Source organism: Candidatus Parcubacteria bacterium (assembly GCA_023131895.1).
GTDB lineage: Bacteria > Patescibacteriota > Minisyncoccia > Minisyncoccales > JAGMDC01 > JAGLYZ01.
Genome location: JAGLYZ010000001.1, coordinates 1 through 18,879, shown reverse-complemented (window position 1 = coordinate 18,879; position 18,879 = coordinate 1). Strand labels below are relative to the sequence as shown.

Annotated in this window: 12 protein-coding genes; all 12 read right to left on the bottom strand. The window is 37.8% G+C overall.

Annotation, left to right across the window (positions count from 1 at the left end; translation table 11 throughout):
• Positions 1 to 12 precede the first annotated feature (12 nt).
• Positions 13 to 1,245: a cation diffusion facilitator family transporter gene (locus tag KAT95_00060; protein ID MCK4520254.1), complete on the bottom strand. Its 1,233-nt coding sequence runs from the start codon at positions 1,243 to 1,245 to the stop codon at positions 13 to 15.
• Positions 1,246 to 1,288: 43 nt separating this feature from the next.
• The gene (locus KAT95_00055; protein ID MCK4520253.1) at positions 1,289 to 2,959 is read right to left on the bottom strand and encodes a hypothetical protein; all 1,671 of its coding nucleotides are present in this window, start codon (positions 2,957 to 2,959) and stop codon (positions 1,289 to 1,291) included.
• A 65-nt stretch (positions 2,960 to 3,024) separates the two neighbouring features.
• Positions 3,025 to 4,371, bottom strand: a complete 1,347-nt coding sequence (locus KAT95_00050) for a hypothetical protein (protein ID MCK4520252.1) — start codon at positions 4,369 to 4,371, stop codon at positions 3,025 to 3,027.
• Between the two features lie 23 nt (positions 4,372 to 4,394).
• Positions 4,395 to 5,600 carry a hypothetical protein gene (locus tag KAT95_00045; GenBank protein MCK4520251.1) on the bottom strand — a complete coding sequence of 402 codons (1,206 nt, stop codon included), beginning with the start codon at positions 5,598 to 5,600 and terminating at the stop codon, positions 4,395 to 4,397.
• 40 nt (positions 5,601 to 5,640) lie between these two features.
• Positions 5,641 to 6,813 (bottom strand): hypothetical protein, encoded by a 1,173-nt coding sequence (locus tag KAT95_00040; protein MCK4520250.1) that lies wholly within the window; start codon positions 6,811 to 6,813, stop codon positions 5,641 to 5,643.
• Positions 6,814 to 6,838: 25 nt separating this feature from the next.
• Positions 6,839 to 7,792, bottom strand: a complete 954-nt coding sequence (locus tag KAT95_00035) for a hypothetical protein (GenBank protein ID MCK4520249.1) — start codon at positions 7,790 to 7,792, stop codon at positions 6,839 to 6,841.
• Positions 7,793 to 7,816: 24 nt separating this feature from the next.
• A complete protein-coding gene (locus KAT95_00030) occupies positions 7,817 to 8,755 on the bottom strand; it encodes a hypothetical protein (GenBank protein MCK4520248.1) in 939 nt (312 codons plus the stop codon).
• A 120-nt stretch (positions 8,756 to 8,875) separates the two neighbouring features.
• The gene (locus KAT95_00025; GenBank protein ID MCK4520247.1) at positions 8,876 to 10,009 is read right to left on the bottom strand and encodes a hypothetical protein; all 1,134 of its coding nucleotides are present in this window, start codon (positions 10,007 to 10,009) and stop codon (positions 8,876 to 8,878) included.
• Between the two features lie 125 nt (positions 10,010 to 10,134).
• Entirely contained in the window at positions 10,135 to 11,226 is a 1,092-nt protein-coding gene (locus tag KAT95_00020) for a hypothetical protein (GenBank protein MCK4520246.1), read from the bottom strand.
• Between the two features lie 11 nt (positions 11,227 to 11,237).
• Positions 11,238 to 16,172, bottom strand: a complete 4,935-nt coding sequence (locus KAT95_00015; GenBank protein ID MCK4520245.1) for a hypothetical protein — start codon at positions 16,170 to 16,172, stop codon at positions 11,238 to 11,240.
• A 34-nt stretch (positions 16,173 to 16,206) separates the two neighbouring features.
• The gene (locus KAT95_00010; protein MCK4520244.1) at positions 16,207 to 16,926 is read right to left on the bottom strand and encodes a transposase; all 720 of its coding nucleotides are present in this window, start codon (positions 16,924 to 16,926) and stop codon (positions 16,207 to 16,209) included.
• A gap of 21 nt (positions 16,927 to 16,947) precedes the next feature.
• Positions 16,948 to 18,879 (bottom strand): hypothetical protein (locus KAT95_00005; GenBank protein MCK4520243.1); only part of this gene is annotated, 1,932 nt, incomplete at its 5' end.

The window sequence follows — 18,879 nt, the reverse complement described above, 5'->3', positions numbered from 1 at the left end:
ATTTCGATAATATCAGGGTAAAAATTCTTTTATTTCGTTTTCGTCTTTAATGATGGTCAGCTTAATTCCTAATTCTTTTAATCTTTCTGTAGCGCCTGGACCTATTTTTTGAGTAATAACTTCATCTGGATTAAGCGATTTAATAAACCGCATACCGCCGCCAATACCTTCTGCGAAAAATGGATTTTCCACGATTTGTTTTTCTAAAATGCGGCTAGCGCGACCGCCTTCGCGATCTACCACTAAATATTCCGGCGCTCCAAAATCTGAATAGAATTTTCCATCTTTAAAAGGAATGACTATTCTATAACCTTTCTTTTCCGGACCTAATGGTTTAAATCGCTCGCGAAAATCAATCCTTCTACCCCATCTTTGCCTAATAAATCCCTGCCTTGTTTTATGCGATTCAACCTGAATAACCACATATTTTAAATTTTTGATTTTGGCCAATAAATCATTTTGTAATTTTTTAGAGACCCCTTCTGCTTCCTCTACTTTTAAACGAGCGTCTAATTTAATAGTGATTTCTGCAGAAATCACTGGCCCAATTTTCCGCGTTTTTAAACCAATTAAAGAAATATTTTTTTGCTTACAATATTCTTTAATCATTTCCTCAGTTTTCTCGTCCCTTACTCCTAATAAATTATCAACTACTTCCCTGCCTAATTTATAGCTTTCTTTTAAAATATACATACCAATAAAAATAGCAATCAATCCATCTGCATATAAAAAATAACCTGAACCCAAAGAAGCAATCAATAAGCCAATTAAAACACCAACTGAAGAAATAGCGTCAGCGCGCGAATGCTCGGCATCAGCAATTAAAGCCAGAGAATTCTCCTTGCGGCCGTATCTTAATTTCAAACGAGCCATTGCCTCATTTAAAAATATGGAAAAAACAACGACTATAATTCCTATTGAACTTAATTGAATAATATTTTTATTCAGAATACTTCCTACTCCATCATACATAATCCATATGCCTGCAAGAATTAAAAGAAGAACCACGCCTAACCCGCTTAAGGTTTCTGCAGCATAATGGCCATAAGGATGCTCTTTATCAGCTGGTTTTTTAGCAATTTTAATTCCAATAAAAACACCTAAAGAAGATACAAAATCAGTAGCTGAATGGATACCATCAGCAACCAAAGCAGCGCTGTTAATCATCAAACCAATCACTAATTTGCTAATCCCTAAAAAGATATTGGCTAAAATGCTAAAAATTGAGACAGATTCTTTATTCATATTTTTATTCTAACATAAACTTAATTTATTACCGATTCTGTTTTTATTTTAGCTCTCTTTCAATGTCTTTAATTTCTTTTTCTATTTTCTTTTTAGTGGTTTTGAGCGCTTTTTTAATATTTTCACAAACATCTTTTTCCGCTTCACTAAATCCAGGCTGATTATCAGCCATCTCAATCCGCTTTTCTATTTCTTTTCCTAAGGAATCAAAATTTTCTTTAAGAATTTCTCTTGCTTCACATGTTTCTTTTATTAATACTCTTTTAGCCAAACGATTTTTATAAAAGAAATAAGCAAATATAATAATTCCTAAACACAAAACTAAAAATAAGGATAGAACCAATGTTTTAAAAGAAACCATTAATGGTCCAAAAAAAAGCCCGCTGAAAAATATTTCTATTTCTTTTGCATCAGAAAAATCACTTATTGCTCCCCTGTTGTCTTGAGCCAGAGCAGATAAGGAATAATTACCGGATTTTAAGAATTCTCTTGTTGAAAAAGACCATTCTCCTTGATTGTTGCTAATGGTTTGCCATTTTCTAATTTCTTTATTGTCTTTTTTTAAAAAAATTGTAATTTCTGCATTAGGCAAGGATTTGCCTTCAATATAGAACACTTCTTCTCCTGCAATATATTTCTTGGGCCAGACATTAATTTCAGGAGATTCAATAGATTCTATATTAATAAAAGATTCAGCTTGAACAGAATTTCCAGCTTTATCTACAGCTCTTACTATAATTTCACGGCTGCCTGGATCTTGAAGCGATAAAAAAACAGGATTTATTTGCGCAAGCATTAAATTAGAAAAATCTCCTTGTCCAATTTTAAGCTTATAATTCTTTATTCCTGAAGCAGCATCACTGGTTTCAAAATAAATACTGGGCTTTGGATTAGTAGGATCTCCGGCATTATCAATCACCAATTCAAAAAGGTTAGGCGGCGTAGTATCAATCTGAATTTTATAATGCACAGGCTCCAACCATCCTGTTTCATCTTTTGAACTTAAATGAAAATACCAAATACCATCTAAAACTTTTTCATACTTTTTAAATTCCTTTATGCCTTCAGAAACTGTATCAGGCATGGCTTCTGGTTTTTGGTTTAAATCAAAACTAACATCAGTAATACCAGGGGTTAAATTCCATTTGAAAGAAGGGGAATTATTATTATACCATTCGTCTTCTTGAGGATGAGTTAGAGAAAAAATTTGAGGCAAAGCTGCTTCTGGTTCTTTTCCAGAAAGAGTTATTTTTTCAAGAATAAAATATTTGGCGCTTTTAAGATAAACTAAAACATTGGTTCCTTTGCCGTCGTCAGCTAAAACCCTGGCATCACCGAAAGTAAGATTTGAAACACCTAATTGTCTTGCTTTAAATTCAACAGTAATTAAATTTCCTATTCCTGTAAAGCCAGGCGTAGGCAATCCGCCAACAAACGAAATTTCACCTGTTGAATTAGAAAAAACCGGCTCTTCCGGCCAAAAAGAAAATATAGAATTTTCTTTGGAAATACTGACAATCTCTAATGTATCATATGGGAAATGAATAATTGCCTGTCCGGCATTAATAGGAATAGAGCCAGTGTCTACATTTACCTCCATTGAAAATCTCTCTCCTGTTTCAAGGCTTTGGCTTGCAGGTGTAAGAAAAAGCGAAGCACTTTCTGCCTTCGCTTCGCTAGGCAGAAAACAAGAAACCCACACTAAACAAAACACTAAACCGACACCAAGTAAAAGGTTTCGTGTCTGTTTAGTGTATGGGTTTTGTATGTGTTTAGTGATCATATGCCATTTAATTTTCTTTTAATTTCCTCTCTATTTTTCTCTGCTTCTCCCTTAACCCCTATGAGATATTTTTTTGTTCGCTCTAAACGCTTATTTTTGCGCCACCACAAAAATGTACATATCAAAATCAGAATTAGAATAATAATAAGGATTAAAATCAGTTTCCACCAAGAAATAAAAATGCTGAAAATATTTATTCCATTTTTTGAAACATAAAATAATTGTTCAGTCGGGATAACTTCAATTTTCTCCGCACTGTCTTGATAATTGCCAGCTGCGTCAAAAGCCCTAATTATTATTTCATGTTCTCCTAAGGCAAGCTCAGGCATTCTATACGGACTGCTCACTTCCACAAAAAAACCTTCTTTTTTCTCTTTGCCAGTCAAATCAATATGTTTTAACGTATAATGCTCAAGCCCTGAAAGCGCATCAGTGGTAATAAATCTAATTATTGGTTCTTTAGAAACAGAAACCGGGGAACGCAGCACGGGATCAAACACGAGTTCAAAACTTGCTGGCGCGCTTTTATCAATCTGAACAATATATCTGCTAATCCCGCCCCAAAGTTCGCCTTGCCTTGCTTTTATAGAAAAATACCATATTCCATCTTCTAAATCAGCAAAAGAAATTGAACTATGCTCCCCCTCAGAAACATTATCTGGTTCATCATAATAATTGCGGCTCATATTATAGCTAAAAGCATTTACCATTTCTGCTTTTTCCCAGCTAAAATTCGGGGTATTATTTTTATACCATTTATTTTGGTCAGGATGTGTATGGGAAAATATCTTAGGGCCTTCTGGCGGAGGAATAGTTAATGTATAAGCTCCTTTTCCTAAAGATGTTAAAATGTCGGTTCCTTTACCGTCGTCTAAAAGAACCTTGGAAGAATCTGCAAAATAAATACTGGTTTCACCCGGACTAATAGCTCTGAAAGTAATAGTAGATACTAAGCCAGAAGAAGTATTAATTCCTGGAGAAGGCGCTCCTCCCTGGAAAGAAGCCGTGCCTTCAATATTGGAATAAGCGGGCTGGGCAACCCAAACAGCAATAAATGACTTTCCAGCTGTTGGACTGGCTATTTGCAGTTTTTTTGGATCAAATTTTAAATCAACTTTTACAGCATTAACATTATTGCCTCCTGTGTTGATAAAAATAGAAATATCAAAAGTGCTTCCAATAAAAAAAGTGCCGCTTCCTGGCGAAAAATACAAAGAAGCGCCAGCTCCTTCTGCTACAGAAGGCAGCCCGCTAATACACACTAATATAAAACTAATCAACACTAATAATTTATATTTAGTGCCTATTGGTCTAATATTAGTGTTTTTTAGTGGTTTAGTCATTAGTGTCTATTGATGGATTAAATTCATTGAGTGTACTTCTGGTATCTTTTCCAGAACCACCAAACAATTAATACTGGTCCTAAAATTATAAAAGATAATAAAAATCCCATCAACCACCAAGGTAAAAAAACTCCTTTAATTTGCAATCCATTGCCTTCAATATGGGATATCAAAGGAGTCATTATCCGAAACCGGGCCTCGCTTTCTCTAATATTTCCAGCCCTGTCTATTGCTTTTATAATGACATTATACTTGCCTGCTTTTTTAAAAGGAACCCGATAAGGGCTTATTTCTTCAGAAAAAAAAGAACGAAAAGATTCTGAAGAGCTTAAATCAATAATACTTGCTTCGTAATGGTCAATGCCTGAAAAATTATCAATTGTCTCAAAATAAACCATTGTCTGATATCCAACTAAACGTGAATATGTTTCAACTCTCGGAAAGAATTCCTTTGGAGGATTAGTGTCAATTCTCACTGCCGCAGAAGAGGTCTTGCCCCAAATTCCTTTTTTATTTTGCCTTAAATGAAAATACCAAATTCCATCCTCTATATCGGAAAAAGATGCCATTGTTTGGATTCCTTCTCCTTTAGTGTCTGGCCTGCTCTTTGGATTTTCATCAAAACTCCAGGAAAAATCACTTATTCCTTGCTCTTTTTCCCAACTAAAAGCCGGGCTTGAATCAGAATACCAAACATTTGGACTCGGATGAGTGGGAGAAAAAACAACTGGACCCTCTGGCATTGGAATTAAAACCTGATATTCTCCGTTAATTTTATTAGTAAGAACATTCGTGCCTTTTCCATCGTTTAAAAGAACTCTGGATTCTTTTGTAAACTCAATTTTTGCAGTGCCAGAGGCCTTTGCCCGAAAAGCGACAGAAGAAACCAGTCCTGCTGAAGTGCTAATTCCTTCTGGTATGCCTCCCCTGAAACTTATTATCCCTTTTTTGTTTGAATAATTCGGAGGCAATATCCATTCAGAAATAAAAGAATTGCCAGCAGTTGGCGAAGTAATCTGTAAAATTTCCGGATTAAACTTTAACTCTGCCCAAACCACGTTTATGTCATTTCCTTCAGTATCTAAAAATATAGAAACAGTAAAAGTGCTTCCTACCAAAAAACTTCCCGAAGAAGGTGAAAGATAAAGCGAAGCCGAAGCCCCAGAAACCGAGAATGGAATAATAAAAAAAAGTATTAAGATAAATAATATAGAAAACAATCTCTCCATTAAAATCGCTAAACTACGCTAAACTTTACGCTAAACTACGCTAAACTTTTGTGTGGTTTCGCGTCTTTGTTTCGAGTGGTTTCGCGCTAATTCTTTTAATAATCAACCAAATTACTCCAATCACAGCCAGAATCAAAATAATTATCTGCCAAGGGAATAGTTTCTTTGTCTCTGAAGGTAGATATTCTGCTATTCTTTCATTTCCAGCCTTATCTACTGCTGCTACTTTTATAATGCTCTGTAGTCCTTGGTCTTCTAATAAATAAGGGCTGCTTATTGTTTTCCAATCTCTTTTGCCTTCTTTTATTTTGTAATAATCTATGCCTGAACCCTTGTCAGTGGTAAAAAAATTTAAAAAGTATTTTTCTTCAAATAGACTCTGGTCTTGAGCAATCTTTAAACTAAATTCTTCAGGAGCAGCAGAATCAATCATTGCCCTGTAAGTGATTTTCTCTGACCAACTCTGGTCAGGGTCTTTCTGCTTTAAAGTAAAATAATAAATTCCGTCTTCCAAACCAACATACTTCATATCGCCCATCCAAACCAATTCTCCTTCCGGCTTATCAAGAATATTATCAGGTTCAGCCAAAGAGTCCTGGCTTAAAAGATAACTATATTCGGCTTCTTCAACTAAATCCCAATGAATATGAAATGTGCTTGATTTTGACCATTTGTTTTGGTCTGGATGAGTAGTTGAAAAAATAAGCGGCCAAGCTTGTGTTTTTTCAATAATGTCATAACTCGCTCCAAGCAAACTCAAATCAGCTGAAGTGCCATGCCCGTCATTTAATAAAACATGGCAAGCTTCTTTAAAGCTAACTTCTGCCCCGCTAATTTCTTTTCCTGTAAAAATAACTCTGGCAATTATTCCATCTCCTTTAAATCCGCCCGGAACGCCTCCAAGAAAATATATTTCATTATTAGAAACATCCGGCTCTTCAGGCCAAAGAGCCAATATAGAACCTCCTTTATTAATATCAACAACTTCTAACAAATCAGAAGGAAATATCAAATTTGCTTTAACAGTATTTATTTCTTCTTCTTCAGTGTCTAATCTTATTTCAACAATAAAAGAATCGCCCTGATAAACAGTTTGCGCTTGAGGCATTAAATAAAACACCGCCGCTTGGCAATAATTAAAAACTAAAAATGAAAAGCTAAAAACTAAAATCAGAAAATAAGAAATTTTTAATTTTGAATTATAACTTTGCATTTTTAACTTTAAACTTTTAATTAAATTACCCTGTCCAGTAATAAAGCATAATGGAAAAGTCAACAAGATTTACTTCATTGTCTAAATTAATGTCAACGCAGGGGTCTTTAATTTCTTTTGACTCCCACCAGAAAAGCATAATTGAAAAATCAACAATATCTATTCTGTTATCGCAGTTTATGTCAGCTCCGCAGCAAACAGCAATTCCTTCAGGTAGAACTTCAAAATCTAAAGACTCGGAGAACATTGAAATCTCTCCTGTAGAAGATGTTGATCTTGCTCTAACCGAATAACCTGCTTTTTTTATTATAGAAGTATCAAGCGAATAAAGCCAGAATCCATCAGTATCAGATTTAGTCCTCAAAACAATTTCTTCTGAACCATTATTGATAAAAATATTAACTTCAGCTTTTGGAGCAGTATAACCGTATATATCCAAAACTTCTCCTTTAGAAATCTCAAAGGAACTCAAATTAATAGTCGGTGCCAAAAATAATCCAGCAAAAGTAGTGCTTGTTCTGTTTGTTAAATAAACACTAAAACTTAGAGTTGGTGATTTTTTCCCTTCTTTATCTTCAGCCCAAAGCGAAAAAATCCTAAAGCCAGACGGAATTCCAGTTAAGGTTGCTGAAAACTCAGCAGAAGAATCAGCTGTTAAAGTTGAAGCTATTGAGCCATTTCTTAAAATAGTGACTAAAGCTCCAGGATATGCTTTTCCATTAAAAACAACTGTGGATTGCAATATAGGCCCTCCTCCAGCAGAGGGAGGAGGAGCAACGCCTTCTACAACTGCAGAAATACTTATGCCTTCCTCTATTGGATCAAGGGCTTGGCAAAATGAAAAAGCAAATAATAAAATAGAAAATGTAATTGAAAATAAAAAAACGGCTTTATATGTTAAACAAAACCGTGAAAAAAAATCTTTTTTTCTTTTTTCAAGCTCTATTTCTTGGTTTTTCTTTTTCTTTAAAAAAAACATTCATTTTTAATATTGATTCAGAAATTATTGTTCTCCTTTAACTAATATTCTCATTGCCAATCTCCACCTTTTTCTGGTTTTATAAAAGAAAATCATTATTATTAATAAAGCTATCAAAGCGCCTAAACCTAATTTCCAAGGAAAAACCCAGAAAGTTAAGACAGGCGGATTAAACGGAACATTAGCAGTGCCGTAACTGCCTACTAATGTGGCAGTATAGCGGCCTACTAACCATTTTTTATCCCAAGAAGCCTCAATTTTTCTTATTGCTCCTGGAATAACATTGTTTTGCGGAAAAGCAACATCAGCTACTTTTTTCCCGCGCCAGTCGCTAATAGTTACAAAACCTTTTGGCCGTACATGAATAGTTCCTTTATTCTCAAACCTAATAGTGAACAGCACTGGTCCGTATTCTAAAAAAGAAGGAGATGAAAATTCTTTAACAATTAACTCTTCTTTTAATTCTCCTGAAACCATTAACAAAATCAAACCTCCTACTTTTTGAGTCAATGCTACTCCAGTAACTTCTTCGCCTATAGCTCCAGTTACACAAGCTAAAATTGAACCATAATGTCCTCCTGGCTCAGCATTTTCCGGAACATTTATAGTAAAATCAACAAACTTCTGTTCTCTTGGTTTTAAAGTAAATTCAGGAGGTATTGTTTCCACCCATCTTTTTAAAGAATAAGTTACTTCCTCTTCAGGGCTGACTATTACCTGACCTGTTTCACCAACCGGCCTGAAATCCTCTACTTCCATTTTTATGCCAATAGTGCTGTCAGTTGGATTATAAACCTTAAGCTTGTTTGAAATCACATCTCCTGGATTTGCTGTCAATTCAAAAGTTAAAGGAGAAATAGTAATACCTGTTGCTTGAGCATTAACCTGAAAAGCTAAAACTAATCCTGTTATTCCTACAAATATTAAAACACCTATTAAAAGTATTGCTTTTACACTTTTCATTTTATAAAGCTCTTATACCAAAACTTAGGCAAAAAATCAATCTTTATTAGCATAAAGTCCAAATCTGATGCCAACTAAAAATCGCACCCAAAGGGATTTTTCGCCTTAAGTTTATTTACCTTAATAAGTCGGCGTAGCAATTACAATAACAGTATCAGCATAGGAACCAGCTGGAGTAGTGCCTGCAATGCACGCTTTCATAGAAACATCAACCGTACCACCGCTTACAGCTGCTGCAGCAGTGGCAAAAGTTTGAGGGGTCCTGGAGATTGCCACATCAGAGACTGTATCATCATCAAATCCCTCATGAATGGTCAAACTGGAAGCATCCTTGCCATACACGCCATACTCTTCTGTACTAGTGCTTACAAGGCTGGAAGCTACTGCAGGAATTAATTTTACCGTAGCTGTTGATTTGTATAACCCAGCTGCATCTGTTCCGTTTCCCACATCTTTTATAGTAATGGTCGCTCCGCCAGAAGCATTTGTTGTTAAAGAAAGCTGTGTTGGCTGGCCGGCTGCAGGAGTACTAGTAGCGCCCTGTTCATTCGCTGTGGCATAACGCACTTCACTAGCATCTAATGTACCAAAACCAATAGCGCTATCTGTGGCAGTAAAAGTTAATGTTTCAGAAACAGTTGCTGAAACTGCTATCCCGGCAATAATCGCTACTTTGGTCTTGCCAGTGTCTCCAAAAGCTCCTGATATATCAATATCGCAAACACTGCTAGCGCCTTCACAGCCTCCGGCAGCAGGATTAGTAATCTGATTACTGCCGCCAGCGTTTGTTCCAATCTCAATTTGAACACATCTATCAGCAGCAATTTCCCCTGCGCTCGCATCTGTAGGAGGAGTAAAAGTAATCTGATCTGTACTGGTAGACACAGACACTCCCCAGACACTTGATGTGGCAGTATCTGCTAATGTTTTTTGAGTCCAACCGCCATCACAATTATTATCATCGTCAACAGCTAAATCAATGTCAGCAAGAACAATGCTACTAAGATCAAAACCATCATTTGATCCGTCAAAGGAAATTATAATCGTATCAGTGGAAGTCCCAACTCCAGTAGGAGTTACAAAATAAATTTCATGGTCTGAAACAGTTGACGGCCTTGAATCAGTAAGAACATCTTTTTCTTTACTGCAATAAGCTCCATGAACAATTGGAATGATTGTGTACATTCCAACCATTAAAATCCATAAAGAAAAAATAAGAGCTATTTTGCTGTATTTTTTTATCTCTTTAGCCATTTATTCTTTTTAATTTTTGTTTTTTCTATTTTTTTATTCTCGACCTTTCTAAAAAAATTTCTTTGGGTTAATTTAGAACCCGTAATTATTATATTATACTGTAAAAACAAATACTAAAAAAGGAGTCAATCTGTGGATAACTTTTTTACCTTTGCGCGCCTTTGTATAAGCGCTTTGCCTGCCCCTATAATCCTTTTGCGCATTAAAGCAAGGATAGCTAATATAAAAAGAGTAATAAGAGTAACTTTCCATGGAAAAGCCCAAAATATAATATCTTCTTTTATTTTACTATTTTCAAAATTAATCAACAAACTGGCTTTATATTTTCCAAAAAGCAAGTTCTGGGAAATAAAATTTGAAACTGTTTTTGGCAAATACTTTTCAAGTTTTTCTGGAAGTACTGGCCTGAATTCCACTGGAAACTTACGGGTTTTTCCAGGCAGAATTGTTGTTTTTGGTACCTGCGTCTCTCCTACTATTTTGCCCCTGCCTGTTGTAATCAGCAGTTTGCCTTCAGGCTTAATATGATAAGGATCATTGTTTTGAATGCGGAGAGTAAAAGGCAGATTGCTTTTTTCAACAATAGAAAACGTTTTCTCTCCAGCTGCCCATGCCTCGGAAAATATTCCAGTGATATTTGCTAAAAGATTTTCTAATTTTTGTAAATGAAACTCTTCAGGGATATTAAACTCAACAACAGTTAAAGGTTTTTCAGTTCTGTCTGATTTGTCAACTCCAACTGAAATCAAAAACAAAACGCCTATTTGAGGAATAGCTTCCAATGTTTTTTCTTCAAAATAAAAAGAAGGCAGTTTTGGCTCAAATAAAACAGTAACATAATGCCCGCCAATTTCGGCATTTTCAGGAACATTAATTGAAAATTTAACTTTTTCTGACTGGTGAGGTTCTAAAATAAAATAAGGGTTTTCAATTTCAAACCATTTTCTTGGATTAATGCTGATATCTGCCTCTTTCTCATTAAATGCTATGCTGCCTTCCTCGCCAGCTGCCTCAAAATTAATAACTTTAGCTTCCATTGGTATTGCTAAATCGCTTTTGTTTAACAAATAAATTTCATCTTGAAAACTCTGGCCAGGTTCAATTTCCTGTTCAAAAATCGGCGGCGACACGAAGATACTCATACCCTGCTCTGCCGAGCATATCCCACCAATAAATAAAAATAATATTAAACTAATTAAAATTCTTTTTTTATTCATAGCTTTATACGTCAATATTGCGCTGTACAAACAAACACAAGGGTTGTGGAATAGTCGCCTGCTATTTGCGTTGCCAAAACCGAGGCCTTTACTGTTACTCTGTAAGTTCCTTCAGCATCTGCTTTGGAAACAGGTTGGTTATGATCACTCACCCTATTGCCAGGGCCAGAAGAAACAAACTTGGCATAGTTATTACCGCTGCTATAGCGATTAGAACCTTCAACTGAAGGGTCACTGGAAGTATAGCCGAATCCGCAATAGTTGCTGTTATCTTTACAATAACCACCCCACTCTGTTGATGTTGCGTAAGTGCCAATAAAGTCCTGGATATAAGTGGAGGAAGGATAATCAGCATGCCGGAAAATATCAGGAGTATAAGAAGAAACTGCCCAAGCAGTAATAATATAACCATTGCTCGCGCTTGTGTTCACTTTCAAATCAACCCAGTCAGTGTTGGTATAATTGGGAGAATCCAATGTGCCAATCTCTAAAGAAGGCGGGGAATCTGAATCGCTGTCAACAATTTCAAATTCCAGGCCTGGCCGCAAACCGCAATACCAAGTGCCGTAAATTGGCGGACCGTCTATTGAACCTGGTTCAGCATTATTTACATCAATATCTTCCCTATGCCAGTCATTTGTGCCGCTGTCATTGATAATATTATCATGGCCGCCGCCAGTATAATAAGTAGAAATAACATATTTATTACTGCCTGCTCGCTCGTAATAATCGTATTCGCCATAACTTGCCTGCCATTTAACATGGAGATTATAGTAATAAAAAGTATAGCCAGCAGAAGTTCGGGAATACTCCCTGATTCTAATGGAATCATCAATTTCTGGCTGGGGAATCTCGCCATTACTGCCAGTTCCAGTTTCCTGGGAAGTAGACGCACTGCCCCAGCTGTTGCTTGCGTATTTCCAAACAGTTGACTGAGCGCCTCCAGAAGAATTTTCTGAAATAACCACATCAAAGGAACCAGTATTAATATCTGTTGTTGTAGTAGCTGCATCAACTAAATGCACACCAACATACCAGTCAACATTCAAAATAGCTACAGCAGCCGGCGTCGGTGGCGTGCCTGAATCGTCTAAAACAGTATTCAAAGCAGTGACAATGCCGGTATTGACTTTCATATAATCAATTTTGGCTTCCTGGAAGATTAATTCAGAACCAGTGCTATTGTTAAAGTTCCAAGAACCAGAAGCAGGCGCGTAAGTTACTGTTGTTTTGTCATTGGAAGCTGTCTTATTTCCTTTGATTTCCAAGCTCTCGCTTGATGAGCCAACTGTGACAGAAGCGCTGGATTCAATAGTAACCTGGCTTTGCCTGGAAACTCCAGCACCATCAAAATCCTTGAGGTAAGACCAGTAATCAGTGGTTGTGGAAGGAACACTATAAGCTCCCCAAATATGGAGATGTCCGTCATTTGCTGCATGATCCATAGAATAAAGCGAACCGCTAATAGTGGAAGTGGCAGCAGAAGAATCCCACATTCTGATATATTGTCCAGCGCTAACCTGCAAAGTAGCATAAGTATCATCGCCAACATTTTTATTAGTATTAATGCAATAACTGCCGCTGCCGTCTAAAACCAAGGTTGAGCCGGTCCATTTGGTAGATACTCCGCCAATATCATTTTTGAATTCGCCTTGAACAGTAACCGTAATGCCTGAAGCCACGGTAAAAGAGTCAGCAGCAGAGTTAATATCAGTCAAGTTAAAATTATGAGTCGCTTTTAAATCATTGGTAGAAATTGTCCAGCCGCCGGCAGAATTATTAAAAACAATATCATAGAAAGTTTTGCCGCTGCCTGTTCCGCCGCTAACAATAGTTTCGCCAGTGTCTCCAGAATCAAAGGTTACTGTTCCTGTTCCGGCAGTAAATGTTCCGGAATTTGACCAGGAACCAGCAACATTAATCGCATAATTAGAACCAACGTCCAAGGTTGAAGCCACATTTGAAATAGTTAAATCATTTTCAACATCAATGGCAGCGCCAAGAGTCACAGTAGAAGTAGCGCTTTTAGTGACCAAGAAATTATAAAAGTCATGGCTTTCATCAGTGCCGCCAGGAGAAACACTGCTGGCAGCTGCTTCGTCAAAAATTACTGCAGTTGGATAGGCTTCTGATTCCTGGGCAGTAAAAGTGGCGCCAACAGCTACTGTCCAGTCAGTTCCTAAATTAATAGTTGTTCCGTTGCCCTCATTGTTGGCTCCGCCAGAATCAGTGCAATCTAAAGTGCCGTTTACTGTTACAAAAGTAGCAATATTCGGATCCCATCCCTGGGTTTCTAAAGTATCGCTAGCAGAAACAGTTAAGCTGTCAGCAGTCATATCGCTCTTTAGTTTAATCACTGCTGGCGAAGTTCCAATTTGAACAGTTCCCATATTCTGCTTACTTCCATTCTGATCATCAAAGTAACGAGGATAAGTAGCGTCTCCGCCGTCAAGAATTAAAGTTCCTGTTCCTTTTGTCCAAGTTGAACTACTATTCAGGGTTAAATCTCCGTAAACAGTGATATTATTTGAGCCGCCCACAAAAGTAGCAGCGTTTTTAATTAAGAAAGTTGTTGTTTCTGTAAGAGTGGCATTACCTATCGTCATAATAGGATCGTTGCTGTCAGCTTTTAAAGTTACTCCATTACTGCCATCACCTATTGTTAAATTATTATTTACAGTCAATGTGCCGTTCTGAATTGTATAATTAGGAGTGCCGCTTGCTGGAGAAAACTCTAAATGATTATAAATAACAGCAGTAATATTGGTAGCTGAAGTGCCAGTGTATTTAATAGTAGAAGTACTCACAGTGAAAGTGCCGTTTTTAACAAAAGGCGTGCCAGAGCCAGATAAAGTAATAGTTTTTGAAGAAGCGTCAAAGGCATGATTGTTAGCGCCGCCGTCAATAGTAAGAACATGGCTTACTGTAAAATCAGAAGCCGCAGTAGTTGTGCCTGTTTCAGTATCATCGCCTAAATCAAGATCATAAAAAGTAATTCCGCCTGTGCCGCCGCCTAAATTGCCTGTTCCTAAAATAGTAGTTTTTCCAGCAGAACAAGCAGCGCAAGTAATGATTCCAGTTGTGCCAGCAGTGGTTAAAGCGCCGTTAGTAATATTCAAACTCTGGCTGTTTAAATCCAATTCATGAGCATCAGCAACAGCAAGAGTGGTTGCTTTGACTGCTGTAGAAAGCTGGATCTTAGGCAAGGAAGAACCGCTAGTAATAGAAACTATGCCAATGTCCTGCTTGGTGGCATTATCATCGCTCCATGTTTTAGTGCCTTCCGGCGACCAAGTCAAAGTAGCGCTATCGCTCTTAGTCCAGATGCTGGGAGAATTCAAATCTAAATTGCCTTTTAAAGTAATGGCCGGATCATTAGTAGTCCAGTCAATGGTTGACGTAGCGGTTTCATTCCCTACTGTCAAATTATTATTAATAGTTATTGTCTGGGACCCGGTAGAAGCCAAGCGATAAGTGGCGCTGGCAGACGGCTTTAATTCTAAATTATAATAAGTGGTTTCCTGGATATGGCTTTCAGCAGAACCAATAAACTTAGTTGTACTGCTGGCAGTAGTAAAAGTTCCGCTTTCATTAAATAAAGGCCTGGAAGCGCCGGTGCCAGAACCAGATAAAGTCAGGGTTTCTGTATCGCCGGTATAAGTGCCGCCTGTGACAATATGCATCTTGCTGGTATTGACATCATCGCCAGGAGCATAACTGCCCATTATATGAATCTCATCGCCGGTAAAAGTAGGTACATTAACAGAACAAGTAAAAAGATTGTCTCCAGAACCAGGATAACTGGTAAAACCGCAAATATTAGCATTAGTTGTATTGCCGGAATTGTTATTAGTAATAGCTGTTTTATTTAAATAAAGATGCAAATTTTCTATATTTGTTGTCCCGTCTGTAACAGTAAAAGTATTATCATTATTAGCATGTCCCTGGATATAGACAGCTATGGGATCATTAGCATTAACGCTTACTGAAGTGAATTGAAAAGAGCCGCTTGAAGTGCTAGTAGTAGTCGGCTCCGCATTATTAACTGAAACAGCAACAGTATAAGCAGTAGTGTCTAAGGTTGATTCATTTGCCAGATAGATATTGCCGGAAATATCAATGCCGGTCACGCAGGCGGTAGATGTGGCAGATTTCCATTTAATGTCATAGGGAGAACTGCTTCCCTGGGTCCATTCAGCAAAGATTTTTCCAGAGCCAAAATCTTCATACCCGGCAACTGCCCAGTCATTACTATTTCCGCCAGCGCTTTCAAAAGTAACAGCTGAATCCCAGTCAGTTGAAGTAGAAGTATAAGGAGAACAGCCCCTTCTATAATAAATATTATTATCTCTAGTCCAAAAAGCGTATATTCCATTGTTTCCGGCTGTGTCAATAGCGATAGTGGTATATTCGTTGGTGGCAGTGGAATCCAAAGCCACTGCTGTTTGCCAACTGCCAGTGTATTTCTGGTATTGAACATAGTTGGATGAATCAATATATGTAAGATGGACATATCCGCTGGAATCAGAAACCGCAGACATATTCTTAGTCATTCCAGTAATGCCAGTAGCAATGGCATCAACATTATTTCCGCCAGAGTTTTCAGTACCCACTGAATTCTCCCATCTTGAATCTGAATCATCCCAAACAGAACCTTGAATAGCGGCGTCTTTTATCCATGTCGCGTACATATCTCCGCCTGTTAAAGGCACCACAGTGCCATAAACATTTTCATTTTCATTTGAGGTGACAGAAGTGCTGCTTGCCGAGCCCCAACCGGAAACACTATTGGCAGTATCAGAGAGTTTTGATTGGATGTAATAATTAATCGCAGCAGCTTCGTTAGTAAATCCAAAACCAGCTAAAATCAAGATAATAACAAATATAATTAAAATTATTTTTTTGTTATTTTTAAATTTTCTAAATTTTTGAAACAAGTTTGCCATAAAATTTTCAAATCAAAGCTTAGCTTTGGAAAGCTTAGCTTTCAAGAAAAAGATGGTTAATTGATTTTATTCTTTCACCCACTAAAACTTCTTGAACAAAATTTTTATAATCGTCAGAATTACCAAATATCTTATTTAAAGCATTTTTTCCTAAGATTATTGAATCTCTTTTCCCAAGATGCTCTTGATTAGTACTCCAAGGATACTCTCCTGCAAATTTTATAATCTGCTCTGGATTTTTAATTCCATTTTCTTTTAAAAACGGCTCTATTAATTCTCCTGGGTTGACTACATTGATATAAACAAGTAAATATCGCAAGTAATCTTCTTTGTCTATCAAAACAGCTTTAAAAGTCCCTTGAAACAAACTCCCTACCCGCTGATATCTTTTATTGAAATATTTTGTGTATCCTGTACCCAATTTATGCATAAAAAGAGTAATTCCATTTTCTCTTATCTCTTCTAAAATCAGGTGAAAATGATTAGGCATAAGACAATCAGCTATTATATTAACCAAATTACTCCTTTTATCACCCTGTTCTTTAAGAATATCTTTTAACAAACCGAATGTTGCTTTTCTTTTTTTCTGCTCTAAATGCCAAAGAAGATTAAAACTATTCTTTTCATCGTTAAATAAAAATAATCCCTGAAGAAAGCGCCATCTGTCGTTATCGTCTTGAAAAATACTGCGTTTTTCCACGCCTCTGTTGTATATATGATAAAAATTATTTTTAACAAATTTTACTTTTCTCATATTTTTTTCTAAAGCTTAGCTTTAATCATCCCTCACGCACCGCACGGAAAAGCCGAAGGTCTTATCGTAGTAATCGCGGCTGACGCTGATGATATTGTAATACAGGCCGCGTCTCCAAGCGTTAGTACCATTCTCGGTAGACGACCACAGGTCGGCGTAGTCGCTAAGATCGTAGTAACTGCCACCAGTATTGCGGAAGCCGCCGGGAAGAACGTTAAAACCGGAAGCGGCAAAGCTAGCGTGATTTCTAAGGACTCCGTTAGTCCAAAGGTTATATTCTCCTGCCATGGCTGAGCCTTCGCCATTGGTTCCTTTGTCGCCGATAGCTGATTCGTCATATAGAAATTGAGTTGCGCAATCTGTTCCGCCGAGGTCAGAACATATCTGACGTTCAAGGGCAACGTATTCATAATGGCTGGGTATGTGCCAGCCGTTAGGACAGAGGCCTTGAACAGGTGTTGTGCAGGCGGGCTGGGACTCGCCTGCGCCGTTGCAGGTAGAAGAACCGCACATTGTATCTGCCCATGTGTATAAGCCGCCGTAGGTGTCGCAACAATTAGGAGTACAACTAGCATCATCGTGACAGTATTTGGTGCCGCCAGAGCAGTTAGAATTATCAGCGCTAGCCGGAGCTATATTTAAATTCTCTGACAGCCAGCACACATTGTCGATTGAAACCGCATCATAGGTTTCTCCACCGTAACTAATTGAATCGCAGGATGGATATTTTACAGTAACATTAACTCTTAATTTATTATTTGTGTCTTTAGCAATGGTTGGATAATAATACTGCGTTACAGGATCACCGTCATAAACAGTGACAGCATCCAGCCAAGAAAAAGAAATACTTGGAGTAGAAGTGGCGGCTCTTGCCTTAATATCATAGCCGTCAGTGTAGGTTATAAAAGCGGTTGAGGTGGCGGCTTCTATGGAAAAATCATTGGTGGCAACATCAATGGTGGCGCTGTCATTTACAGCCCAGTTTGTTCCGTCAGTTGAATACCAAAATTTAATCGCCCCTCCAGAATTAAACGCTTTCCAAAACCGGGTCCCGTCATACCAGGTCTTTCTCTGGAAAGAAGATGCAGTTGCTGATGAAGAGCTTGATATATCTATAGCGTTTACATTAAAATAATCGGTTTTTAGAGTTTCAGCGTTAGTGCCGTCTTTTTCCTGGAGGACACGGAAAAATGACCAGTAATTAGAGCCGTCTGCCTCATAGTATTCTGAAGGCGAGTCGCTGACAGGTCCGGAAATGTCGCAGTCAGTGCTGGTAGCGGCAGAAGAACAAGTGTTAGTGCTTGGAGTAATGTTTTCCCAGGCATTGGTTGTTCCAAACCTGTACGCCTGCAAACTGATTGCTTTTGAAGAAGGCGCTGTTGTTGATTGGCCGTTCCAAGAAACAGAAGGCGTGTCAGTATTGTTTGTGTTGCGGCCGGCAATAAGATAAAACGGCCTTTCGTCTTTTTGCGCGGTAATAGGGTCGCGGTTGGTGTTATCATCTGTGGCAATATCGCTCTGGCCATTGTTATCAGAAAGATAACGCAGGTCGTTTTTGTAATGAGGGGCGTTAATTTTCGCAACCTTGAGCCGGTCATTGGTGACGTCATAATAGCTTACCCAGGCATTGCCAGATGGGTCAAAAGCAATAGAGGTGTATTGGCCATAGTTCTCAGTGGCATGATCGTCAACAGCTGTGCAGGTCCAGTCGCTGGACCCTATTCCGCACCCAGTGCCGTTTCCGTTTCCAACATATTTGGCAATCTTGAGCCGGTTATTGGCGACATCGCGATAGCTCACCCAAGGGTTGCCTAAAGAGTCAAAAGCAATAGAGGTGTATTGGCCAATATTATCAGTATCATGATCGTCAACAGATGTGCATGTCCAGTCGCTGGACCCTATTCCGCACCCAGTGCCGTTTCCGTTTCCAACATATTTGGCAATCTTGAGCCG